The sequence below is a fragment of the Candidatus Omnitrophota bacterium genome, assembly GCA_018894435.1.
Taxonomy (GTDB): domain Bacteria; phylum Omnitrophota; class Gorgyraeia; order JAHIPI01; family JAHIPI01; genus JAHIPI01.
Window position 1 is genome coordinate 1 of sequence record JAHIPI010000030.1, and the last position, 11391, is coordinate 11391.

Below are 11391 nucleotides of genomic sequence, written 5' to 3' on the forward strand. Positions count from 1 at the left end.
CACACATGGCTCTTCTTGCGGCTTCTCGTGCCTTTCCAAATACAGGAAGAAGTATAGCCGCCAGCATTCCAACAATTACTATTACTACGAGAAGTTCTATTAGAGTAAAGGCTTTTTTATTCATGTTTTAAGTATACCTCACGGAAGGCGGATTGGCAAAGTGTATAATGTGGCGTAGTTAACATAATCAGGGTCTGACCCCAATAACACACTGACCCCAATAACACACAAGTATACCTCACAGAAGGCGGGTTGGCAAGGTGATGGTAGACGGGGCGGGTAAAGGTTAATTGTTAATTATTCGGTCGTGTTAGGGAAATAATATACGGGCCTTTCGGGATAGTCACCCTGCCTTGTCTGGTCCAAATCATTATAGTATAAATACGGTCCTTTTACATGCCCATCTACAAAAAGCACCATAACAGGAGTGTTTGGAGAAACAGAACCCTTTCCGCCATGCCCAGGGTTCGTACTAGGCATACACATTTCCAAATAGACTTTACTTCTAGGTGAAGTTATTGTGGATAGAGGTCTTTGCGTGGCAGGAGATCCAAATGCAAGGATACTCCAATTGCAGGAATAAGAGTTTCCCCAAGCGGCAAAATTCGTTTTATCACCAGAGGATGCTTTTGTATCATCGGGACAATGAAAAATCTCCGCAGAACTAGTATTATCTACATCAAGGTAACGGTTTAGAGGTCGCATAGTAGCAGTGTAGGTTTCATATCCTAGGGAGCTCCCAGCCTTGCCGCCAAATGAGGCGACACCGCATCCAACACCACTTGGCGGATCACCAGCTTTCGGAAAACACTCATTATGGTCATCGAGGTACAGATACCACGCAATCCCATGCTGACGAAGGTTATTGGCACACTGTGCACGCCGTGCACCTTCCCTTGCCCTGCCCATAACAGGTACTATTAAAGCCGCAAGAATACCGATAATTACTATCACGACAAGAAGTTCGATTAAGGTAAATGCTTTTTTATTCATAGCATTAGTCATTATTCGGATGGGGATTAATAAGCGGTACCTTTTAAGGTTTCGGCGTATTTTTGAGCGCTCACCGCGGCTTGGGCGCCTTCCCCTGTTGCGACGACTATCTGCTGCAGAGCCCTGTTGCGCACGTCTCCGCATGCAAAGATACCCTCCGTGGACGTCTGCATATTATTATCGGTAAGTATATAACCGCTTTCATCTGTCTTCGTCTTGTCTTTCAGAAGAAGGCTGTTCGGGTCTACCCCTATAAAAATAAAGGCGCCCTGGCATGCTATTTCTTTTTCTTTGCCGTCACGGACATCTTTTATTTTTACGCCGCTTACAACTTTATCGCCTTCTATTGATGTGACAACCGAGTTAAGCGAGAGATTTATCTTTTTGTTCTTAAAAAGCGCTTCCTGAAGGATTTTGGCGGCACGCAGGCGATCCCGCCGGTGGATCAGTGTAACCTCATTGGCAAATTTCGTGAGATATATCCCCTCTTCAACTGCCTTGTCTCCTCCGCCGACGACCACTACTTTCTTATTTCTGAACATCGGCCCGTCGCAGGTGGCACAATAGGATACACCTCTTCCCGCAAATTTTTCCTCGCCGGGTACGCCAAGATGTTTCCATGTGGCCCCTGCCGCCAATATGACTGAAAGCGTTTTATATTCGCTGCCGCTTTCTGTAATGACTTTAAAATTTTTTGCCGGGCCTTTTTCTTCTTTTATCTCGATGACATTATCCTCTCTTATGGCAAGCCCTATACTTAACGCCTGCTCTTTCATCCTGTTTATCAGTTCAAGTCCTGTTATTCCTTCCGGAAATCCGGGATAATTTTCTATCCTTTCGGTAAGAAGTACCTGGCCGCCCGGTAAATACCGTTCCAAAAGCACCGTATTCATCGCGGCCCTTTTAGCGTAAAGCCCGGCTGTCAATCCGGCCGGCCCTCCGCCTATTATAACTATGTCGTATATATTTTCACTCATCTTTTATTTTCCAGTGAATATTTTGATATCTTTGCCGGCGGCTTTAGGGGATAATCTCCCGTAAAACATGCCACGCAAAAGGAATCCTTCGGCAATAACATGGCGTTCAGCATGCCTTCCAGGCTGATATAGCCAAGTGAATCTACGCCTATAAACTCTCCTATCTCTTTAACGGACCGGTTTGACGCTATCAGCTCCCTCTTTGTCGGAAAGTCTATGCCGTAATAACAGGGGAATTTTATCGGCGGCGAACTTATGCGCATATGGATCTCTTTGGCGCCGGCTTCGCGGAGCGCCTTTACCCTGCCGCGGCTCGTTGTCCCCCGCACGATGGAATCTTCCACCACGGTTACCCTTTTATCCTTAAGGACATCTTTTATCGGGTTCAATTTTACTTTAACGCTAAAATCTCTCAGGTGCTGAGACGGCTGGATAAATGTCCTGCCTATATAATGGTTTCTTATAATGCCGACGCCGTAAGGTATCTTCGCTACCTCCGCGAAACCCAGCGCCGCATGATTTCCGGAATCGGGGATCGGCATGATAAAATCACATTTCTTTCCTGCGGGGCATTCGCGGGCAAGATTCGCGCCAAGCTGCCTTCTAGTCAGATACACATTTTTGCCGAAGATATTGCTGTCGGGCCGCGCAAAATATATATATTCAAATATACACATCGCTGTCTTCTTTTTCGGAAAAGGCTTTATCGACTCAAGGCCGTCTTTCGTAATAAACAATATTTCCCCGGGCTCTACTTCCCTCACATATTTTGCGCGGATGAGGTCAAGCGCGCAGGTCTCGCTCGCCAGGACATAGGCCCCGTCTACTTTACCTAAACAAAGCGGCCGCCAGCCGTAAGGGTCTCTCGCGCCCACCAGTACATCGTTCATCATGAGAACTAGCGAATACGCCCCTTCAAGATGCGACAGCGCCCATACAATGTTCTCTTTATAGTCTTTTTTGTTCGCCCGCGCCAGAAGATGCGCTATTATTTCAGAGTCCATAGATGTCTGGAAGATCGAGCCTTTCTCCTCCATAGCGCGCTTTAGATTTAAAACGTTAGTGAGGTTTCCGTTGTGCGCTATCGCTATGTGGCCTCTCATATGATTTACCAAAAAAGGCTGGATATTGGAGACGTGGCTTGAACCGGTGGTGGAATAGCGGACATGGCCGATAGCGAGACTTCCGCGAAGCGAGCGTATCTTCTCCTCGTCGAACACCTCGCCCACAAGGCCCATGCCTTTATGGTGCCTCACTTTTTTACCGTCATAAGAAAATATGCCGGCACTCTCTTCGCCGCGGTGCTGAAGGGCGTAGAGGCCCAGATAAGTAAGCCTTGCCGCTTCTTTATGGCCCGCTATACCGAATATACCGCACATAAAATTACCCCCGAAAAATAGATCCTATTCGACCTTAACAGTAATGCGTGTCGCCACGAGCTCTCCGAATGGATCTTCATAATAAACAATGATAACTTTGTCGCCCATATCAAGCTCTTCAAACCCTATGCCCTCAATACCGTCGGTGATTTTTGCTTCTTCAGACACTAAGAAGGTAGTCTGGTCATAGCCTCTTCCCACCGGATCCCGCAGCCATCTTACTTCTATGGTTTGGGCTACGGTATCCTTAGTGACTATTTCGCCATTGAGGGTTTTCATATCCTTTTTCGGAGGCTGCACCGCGCAATAAGACGTCATGGTGACGGCCAGCCCCACGAGCATTACGACAATGACTATAAGCGCCTTTTTCATCTTCCCATCCTTTAATCTTTAACTATTACATTTTTTACCGTAAGCGTATCGCCGTCTTCATAATAATCGACCATTACATGGGCGCCGACTTCGAGATCCATCAACCATATATTGTCGCCGCCTTTCATTATCCTCGCATTCTGTGGAACATAAAATGTCTCCTCGTTATATTCTATCACCCCCGGCGTATTAAGCCATTTTACGGTGATAGACGAGTCTTCCCAGTCCGCCGATACTATATTGCCGTCTATGGTCCTTATTGTTTGATCATCCTCTCCGCAATAAGACGGAACGGCCATAATCAATGCCGTCGCTATTACGGCGCAAATAACTAACGATATCTTATTCAATATTTCCTCCTCTCAAATTATGCGTGAGGCCTGAATATGCGTTTTAGGGAATCGCCGAGCCGATTTTTGTGTATTTCTCTGGCTATAACGCCCTTCAGTAAAACCGGACCGGAAATAAAAAAAGATACGACTTCGGGAAAAGTAAGAAATCCTACGGTTGCGAATTTCCACCCCAGGTGAAGCAGTTTACCGGGCGTATAGAAAGAAAATTTTATCTTCCTGTGTATTTTTTTCAACGCGTCGTGGCTGTAAGTATCCGAATAAAGCTGGCCTCTGTCGGTAAGATGATACCCTGGAGTTTTTGCCACAACTTCTCTAAGGGGCGAATATTTATCCACCCTCAGCCTGCTGAAAGCCACCGAATCAACGCCTATTTCTCTGGCAAATTTTGCGATATACAGCATCTCCTCTTCGGTCTCGCCTATATTGCCGTAGATAAAATTGCCGTGATAGAGAATTGGATATTTCGTAAGTACCGAAAAGTATTTCCTTATCTCCGCCTGGTTGAAGCCTTTATTAAAACTGGCAAGTATGCGGTCATGCGGCGATTCTATGCCCACTAATATCATTTTGAATCCGGCCTTAACCGCTTTTTCCAAAAGCTCAGGGTGGCGGGCTACATCAATACGCGCCTGCGCCAAAAAACGTTTCTTTATTTTACGTTTTACGATTAAATCGCAGATCTCGCCGGACCTTTTGGTGTCGGTAAAAAAGTTATCATCGCTAAAAAGTATGAAATCCGCGTTTGTTCCTTCTATTTCTTTGACGACGCTTTCAGGGGCGCGTCCCGCGTAGTCGCGTTTCTGGCCGAGCGGATTCAGGCTAAACGTGCAAAATTTACAATTGTAAGGGCACCCTCTTGAACTTAATATCGTGTCGAACGACGTATTCGCCACCCGTACGCCGTTTGCTATTATATGGTAATTATTGCGCCTCATGCTGCGATCCGGAGGTGTTATGGTATTTATATCGGGCAGGGGCCTATTGTTATTGTGGATTACTTTACCGTCTTTTCTATAAGAAATGCCGAGAGTGGTTTCAGGAGGGTTGCCGTTCAGGATGTCCCTTATCGTCTCCTCGCCCTCGCCTCTCACAATAATATCTACTTTTGGGCAATTTTCGAAAATCTCCTCAACGCATTCTGTTGCCTTATAGCCTCCCACAATAAGAGGTATATCATCAGGCATTAAATTTAAGAGGTCGCAGACCTTTTCAAAATCGCGGTTCCATGTAATGCTGACTCCCACAAAATCTACTTCTTTCCGTACAAAATCCAGGAGTTTTTCGGTATCGCATACTTCCTTATCGTATCTTAAGTCAAGGAGCGTCAGTTTGCCGGCCAGATTTCTGGCACTTGTTGCCACGTATTCAAGCCCAGTAGGCGGAAACATACCTATCGCGGTTGATGATGCGCTCCGCATATAGGGGTTTAAAAATAAAGCGTGCTTATATTTCATATTTTCTCTCTATTTGGCGGCACTATCTAACTTTTGTTTCATTATACACCGTGCAGTTATTGAAGTCAATGGAAAAGCACGCTTACGAATACCCCGCAAATGGATGCAACCCTCTTTTAACCTGTTGGTGAAAGTATAGACTGCATAAAAACCATGTTACATTCAATTTCCTGCCGCGCCATGCCCGCAGTAAAATGGAGGGCAAGCTATAAAACCGCCTTAATCCCTGCCAATAGTGTTCCTCGAATTCGGCCGTGGACATTTGTTTCGTCCGGATGGCAGGATGAAAAAAATCATATAAGGAATAATTTTCATGGGTCAGGCGATTATCTTTCTTAAAATCATCGTAACACGCCGTCCCGGGTATGGGAGTAAGCATCCAGGGAATAATAGCATCTATGTTCAGCTCTATCGACTGCTCTATTGTGCGGTCGATTATCTCTGCCGTATCATGATCCATCCCGAAAATAAGGCTGGCAAAGAGATCCATGCCTGCTTCTTTAAAGCCGTTCACAACATCTTTGAAATCAAGCCGAGCGCTTTGATGCTTATCGATTGAAACCAGATTATTTTTGTCGATCGATTCAATTCCCACAAAGGCGGTCCGGCAGCCGCTTTCGGCGGCCAGTCGCAACAGTTCGGGGCTTTCGATCATCCTGCTTTCAAATTGTCCGAGCCACTGGATCCCCAGCGGCTTTATGGCCTGAAATAATTCCCGGGCCCGCGCAGGGTTTATAGCAATATTGTCATCCGTAAACATTATATGTTTTGCTCCCTGATATTTTATCTCATCAACGACTTCGCCGATGGGACGATAGCGCATCTTCTTCCCGAAATAACGCGTTACGAGGCAAAAGCTACAGTTATGCGGACAACCTCTGCTTGTCTCGATCAGCACAAGAGGATCTTTTGCGTTTACAAAAGACCTCATATATTTTTTCATATTAAGCAGGTCGAAGCGCGCCGGAGGTAAGCCCGAAAGCTCGGGAGGGGTGGCGCATTCATAACGCCTTTTTAATTGCCCTGCCTCAAAATCATGCAGAATCTCCTGCCATGTTTCGTCCACTTCTCCGATGATAAAAGATTCAAAGGCGCCGCTTTCTTCTACCATATTGCGAAGTGAGAATGCTCCGACACCCCCGATAAGAGAAGGCACTCCGCGTTTTTGGAATTCTTTGGCGATATCTATGGCGCGCGGTATATGACGAAGCATGCCGGTTAACGCAACCAGATCCACATCTTCATCGAAGGTCAAATCATCCATTAATTCATCGATGATCCGCGTTTCGTAGCTTCGCGGCGTCAAAGCTGCAAGATATGGAAGCGTGCGCGAGGGAACAAACGATTTCCTGCTTTTTATCAAGCGGTTTTGGCTATCGTAGGACGAAGGATAGATGAAAAGTATTTTTTTCTTGCTCATAGTAATCTCCGTCTCTGATTATACGCCTTTTTGTGAAATATGCAAAATAAAAACGCGGCTTAAAAATGCCGCGTTTTATTTGGTACCGGTGTTTATAAAAATATATTTTTAACGTTTCTAGTCGTCTTCTTTACGTTTTTCTTTCTTCATCTTATGCATCTTTTCCCCATGCTTATTCTTTGACATTTTCTCCAACTTTTTTGCCAGCTCGGGATTCGACTGCTTAAGGGCTGCCGCAGAGTCGGACAGGAGTTTTTCCCTGGCTTCATAACGATCCTTTTGTTCTTTCCACTCCTGCATCATTTTTGTTTTTTCATCCGCACACTTATTCAACCCTATTGCCAGCTCGGGATTTGTTTTTTGTAGAACAGCTGCCGAGTCTTTTAATACCTTTACCTTGGCCTCACACTTCTCTTGCCACTCTTTGTCATCTTCCGCTAACAATGGATAGGACAAAGCCACTATCATTCCCGCCACAGTAATCGCGATAAAAACACCTCGTAAAATTTTCACGCGTTCCTCCTTTAGTTATATTATCCGCTCTCTTTGCTGATTATATATCAACAAGTTGTGAAAGTCAAAAACAAGAGTGTGCCATATTATGTAATTTGAAGCATCTTAAATGTTTTGCGATTATCATGAAACATGTAGTATGTATATTAATGCGTAATATATCCCTACCGCTATAAAAATTGCTCCTGTAATTTTTCTTGCGTATATCTCAAGCTTGTTTATTTTATGAAACCAATGGTTTAAAGAAGTAATTCCTAGCGCAATCGCTAAAGCAAAAGCCAAAACAGGAAGCCCTGTCCCAATTCCATAGATAAGAGGTAAGCTTAAACCAAACTTGTGTTCGACTGCTAATGGTATTAGGCTTCCAAAAAATAACGCAGCAGATATAGGGCAAAAAGACAGAGCAAATATAAACCCCAAAATACCTGCGCCAAATATACCGGACCCGACGAGTTTATTTTGGTGCTTCTCTGAAATCGTTAAGCTTGAAATATCAAATTTCAATATATCCACTAAAAAGAGGCCTATAACAATTAAGATCGGCCCTAATGCTTTGTTCATATATTTCTGTAAGAAATTGGCTACTAAAGGCGCGCTTAATAGAAATTTGACAATAAGAAAGCCTAATATCGCATATGCCAACATCCTGCCAATCGTATAAGAAATTCCTGATAGGAATACTGCCTTAGGATGGGTTATTTTCTTGGACAAAAATGAAAGCGCCGCTATATTCGTCGCTAAGGGGCAGGGGCTTATTGAGGTTAATATGCCCAACCACAATGCTGATACAAAACCTATTAATATCTCTATCATTCGGTTTCTTTCAGGAAATTGGCAACTCCGGCCTTAACATAATCAATAAATCTCTGCTTGTTGCCTACGTATTCCCAAATCTTATCAAGATTTTTCCATTTTACTTCCTTACCGTCTTTGACCAATGACAAAACAAGCGATTTGGTATAAAGCTGGTAGTCTTTAGCGTAATGCTCGTTGCCCTTGTCCTCGACGTTAACGATTTTAAATTCAAGTTTGCCTGAAGAAATGGCGTCTCTAAAGTTAGTTTCTATCGCTTCCTTGGAATATTGCTCTAACTTATAACAAGTGGGGCAGCGAAATGTTCCATGAAAATAATACGCATACACCTTGGCATCCGGAGAATTACTTTCGGCAAAAGAAATTACTGTAAATCCGCATAGAAACAGAATAAGAAATAATTTTTTAAGCATAAGCATCCTTTATTTTGACAAAATCTTCTTTATTTCGTCCTTGGTTAATAGCTTACCTGCTGAAACAACTGTGCCGTCAAGGGCAAGCGCCGGAGTCATCATTACGCCATATTCGGTAATCTTGCTGATATCAGTCACCTTGAAAATCTCCGCGCAGATATTAAGCTCCTTAAGCGCCGCCTCTGTGTTCGCGGTCAACTGTTTACATTTTGGACATCCGACTCCTAAAATTTCTATTTTCATTGCCATACCCCACCTTACTTAACAATCCAACCAAATATCATGCCGCTTATAGTCGCCATAATCACAACTAAACTCACATATATCGCCGTCTTTTTTGTTCCTACAATACTGCGCAAAACAAGCATGTTAGGTAGACTCAGGGCAGGTCCGGCGAGAAGAAGAGCTAGGGCAGGCCCCTTGCCCATACCCGCGCCGATAAGACCTTGCAGTATTGGCACTTCTGTAAGTGTTGCAAAATACATGAGGGCCGCTACTATAGAGGAAAAGAAATTTGCCCATACGGAATTTCCACCGACAAGCATCGCAACAAATTTTGAAGGAATAATCCCTTCGTGCCCTACTCTTCCAAGCAAAAACCCCGATACGAGTACTCCTGCTAATAAAAGAGGCAAAATTTGTAATGCAAAACCCCACGTTGCCGAAGCCCATTCCTTCAGTTCGTCTTTCTTGAACCATCTAAAGAGCATAAAAACCAGACTGACCAAAGAAAAACCTGCGATCCACCATTTATACTGATAAGCTATAGACCACAAGCCGTGGTCGCCTTCAAGCGGTTTACCCCAGTTAGCGAAAACCAGGAATGCTATCATGGAAGCAAAATAAAGAACGGTTTTGCCTAACGATCGTGTTTCTCTCGTTTCGCCTATGTCAAAGTTGCTATTTGCGTGGCGTTCTCTTTCTTCTTTCAAGAAGATCAAGTGCATCAATAAACCGATAACCACGCTAAATATAATCGCACCTATGGCGCGTGCCAGTCCAAGCTGCCACCCGAGAATGCGTGCGGTGAAAATAATAGCAAGAACATTAATGGCAGGCCCTGAATACAAAAAGGCAATTGCGGGTCCAAGGCCGGCCCCTCTCTTGTATATACCTGAAAATAAAGGCAGAACGGTGCAAGAGCATACTGCAAGAATTGTCCCCGAAACTGATGCTGCACTGTATGAAAGAAATTTATTAGCTTTTGCGCCGAAATATTTCATGACCGATGCCTGACTGACAAATACAGAAATCGCTCCCGCAATAAAGAATGCCGGGACTAAGCACAGAAACACATGTTCTCTGGCATACCACCTGACAAGAGCTAGCGCTTCAAAAACCGCATTTGTAAAACGCAGATTTTCGATCGGCAGATAAAAACATGCCAAAAGTGCCGCTACAATGTATAGGAGCTTTTTCCATTCTTTCACTTCCTACTCCTTCCAATAACCTGGCAGCAACCGCCTTCTATACGTATAGCTTTGATATTAACTAACCCGTCAGCTATCTTGTTGCGGGCCGAAGATACGATTCTTGAGAATGTGGGCCTTGATATCCTAAGCTTTTTTGCCGCATCAACCTGCTTCATCCCTTCAAGGTCCGCGAGCCTAACGGCCTCGAATTCATCAAGAGTCAAATATACGCCTTTTAATTTATTCAAAGGCCTGCACAAAGGCTTAAAACACCGTTCTCCCGAAACATAACTAATCCATCTTGTTTTTTTAGGCCTCATAGACTTACCCCTATTATGAACATATGTTCATAACTAAATTATAGCATTTCCTAGCAATTATGCAAGCTTTTTTACTGTTAATAGGGTATGGCGGGGAGCAATAAGTGTGCTAAAAGCGAGCTATCTTGTATGATTTTCGGTTCAGCATTTCAAGTCTATTTCTGCCTTTAGGTATTGTATAAATTTCTTCCTGTATTTTCGAGCTATGTTGGTAAGCATTACTCCTATTTCGTAGTCATTATCGCTTTTTTCTTTTATCCATGCAACGTGCCCTATCGCTATTATCGGTTTAATATTCCTTCGAGGGTCTTTAATAATTATTTCGATAATATCATTTGCCGATAAAGGATTTCCAAAAAACGCCGCGTTAATCCTAAACCCGCCCATGCCTATATCTTCCGTAACGGCGGTATTACACTCTTCCATGGAATCCATTTTTCTGAACCCTATTATTAAGTTCTTGGCGACGCGAGGATATCGGCGCCTCGCTGCCCGAAGCGTATCTATTTCAAATGCCTTTTTTGTTAAAAGCGCTGCGGTTCCTTGATTTTCTGCATTGGTAGCTTTCATTTCTCCTACTCCTGTATGATATAACCCCACTTTAAATATACCTCAAAACGGGAGATGAAGCAATAGAAGAAAACCACCTTTTTTATCATTAACAAACGGGGCGGCGGATTACAAAAGTCAAAAACAAAAGTGTGCTATCTTGTATAATTTGGATAGTTTGAAATATCTTGGATATGTTGGCTGATCTTTTTTCTTCACTTTGAATGGTGTATAAATCTTGAGAGGAGTCTGTTATTCAAGACTATCTGCTTAAGGGAGTTTATAAGGCGTTTTTTCTGTATCTCTCTGGTTATGACGTTTTTAAGCAATAACGGCGCGGCGATTAAAAATGATGCGACTTCGCTGAATGTGAACAATTTCACCCTGAAGCATTTTTTCAATATTTGAATAAGCCGTGTTCCG

16 protein-coding genes are annotated in these 11391 nt (G+C 43.8%); all 16 read right to left on the bottom strand.

Annotation, left to right across the window (positions count from 1 at the left end; all coding sequences use genetic code 11):
- Positions 1-124 (bottom strand): type II secretion system GspH family protein (locus KKI13_02345; protein ID MBU4487892.1); only part of this gene is annotated, 124 nt, incomplete at its 3' end.
- 173 nt (positions 125-297) lie between these two features.
- The gene (locus tag KKI13_02350; protein ID MBU4487893.1) at positions 298-1005 is read right to left on the bottom strand and encodes a DUF1559 domain-containing protein; all 708 of its coding nucleotides are present in this window, start codon (positions 1003-1005) and stop codon (positions 298-300) included.
- 14 nt (positions 1006-1019) lie between these two features.
- Entirely contained in the window at positions 1020-1970 is a 951-nt protein-coding gene (gene trxB, locus KKI13_02355; protein MBU4487894.1) for a thioredoxin-disulfide reductase, read from the bottom strand.
- Complete coding sequence (locus KKI13_02360; protein MBU4487895.1) at positions 1967-3349, bottom strand: amidophosphoribosyltransferase; 1383 nt, start codon at positions 3347-3349, stop codon at positions 1967-1969. Before KKI13_02360 ends, trxB begins: the two co-directional genes overlap by 4 nt.
- Before the next feature lie 24 nt (positions 3350-3373).
- A complete protein-coding gene (locus tag KKI13_02365; protein MBU4487896.1) occupies positions 3374-3721 on the bottom strand; it encodes a hypothetical protein in 348 nt (115 codons plus the stop codon).
- A gap of 11 nt (positions 3722-3732) precedes the next feature.
- The gene (locus KKI13_02370) at positions 3733-4071 is read right to left on the bottom strand and encodes a hypothetical protein (GenBank protein MBU4487897.1); all 339 of its coding nucleotides are present in this window, start codon (positions 4069-4071) and stop codon (positions 3733-3735) included.
- Positions 4072-4088: 17 nt separating this feature from the next.
- On the bottom strand, positions 4089-5528 hold the full coding sequence (locus KKI13_02375; GenBank protein MBU4487898.1) for a B12-binding domain-containing radical SAM protein: 1440 nt from the start codon (positions 5526-5528) through the stop codon (positions 4089-4091).
- A gap of 82 nt (positions 5529-5610) precedes the next feature.
- On the bottom strand, positions 5611-6948 hold the full coding sequence (locus tag KKI13_02380; GenBank protein ID MBU4487899.1) for a B12-binding domain-containing radical SAM protein: 1338 nt from the start codon (positions 6946-6948) through the stop codon (positions 5611-5613).
- Positions 6949-7065: 117 nt separating this feature from the next.
- The gene (locus tag KKI13_02385) at positions 7066-7461 is read right to left on the bottom strand and encodes a hypothetical protein (GenBank protein MBU4487900.1); all 396 of its coding nucleotides are present in this window, start codon (positions 7459-7461) and stop codon (positions 7066-7068) included.
- Positions 7462-7584: 123 nt separating this feature from the next.
- Entirely contained in the window at positions 7585-8274 is a 690-nt protein-coding gene (locus KKI13_02390) for a sulfite exporter TauE/SafE family protein (protein ID MBU4487901.1), read from the bottom strand.
- Positions 8271-8687: a hypothetical protein gene (locus KKI13_02395; protein ID MBU4487902.1), complete on the bottom strand. Its 417-nt coding sequence runs from the start codon at positions 8685-8687 to the stop codon at positions 8271-8273. The genes KKI13_02390 and KKI13_02395 overlap by 4 nt, the downstream gene beginning before the upstream one ends.
- A 9-nt stretch (positions 8688-8696) precedes the next feature.
- Positions 8697-8930 (bottom strand): TM0996/MTH895 family glutaredoxin-like protein, encoded by a 234-nt coding sequence (locus tag KKI13_02400; protein MBU4487903.1) that lies wholly within the window; start codon positions 8928-8930, stop codon positions 8697-8699.
- A gap of 14 nt (positions 8931-8944) precedes the next feature.
- Positions 8945-10117 (bottom strand): permease, encoded by a 1173-nt coding sequence (locus KKI13_02405; protein MBU4487904.1) that lies wholly within the window; start codon positions 10115-10117, stop codon positions 8945-8947.
- A complete protein-coding gene (locus KKI13_02410; GenBank protein MBU4487905.1) occupies positions 10114-10419 on the bottom strand; it encodes a DUF134 domain-containing protein in 306 nt (101 codons plus the stop codon). The genes KKI13_02405 and KKI13_02410 overlap by 4 nt, the downstream gene beginning before the upstream one ends.
- Before the next feature lie 141 nt (positions 10420-10560).
- Positions 10561-10989 carry a PilZ domain-containing protein gene (locus KKI13_02415; GenBank protein MBU4487906.1) on the bottom strand — a complete coding sequence of 143 codons (429 nt, stop codon included), beginning with the start codon at positions 10987-10989 and terminating at the stop codon, positions 10561-10563.
- Between the two features lie 194 nt (positions 10990-11183).
- Positions 11184-11391, bottom strand: a 208-nt coding sequence (locus KKI13_02420; protein ID MBU4487907.1) for a hypothetical protein, incomplete at its 5' end; no start/stop codon positions are given.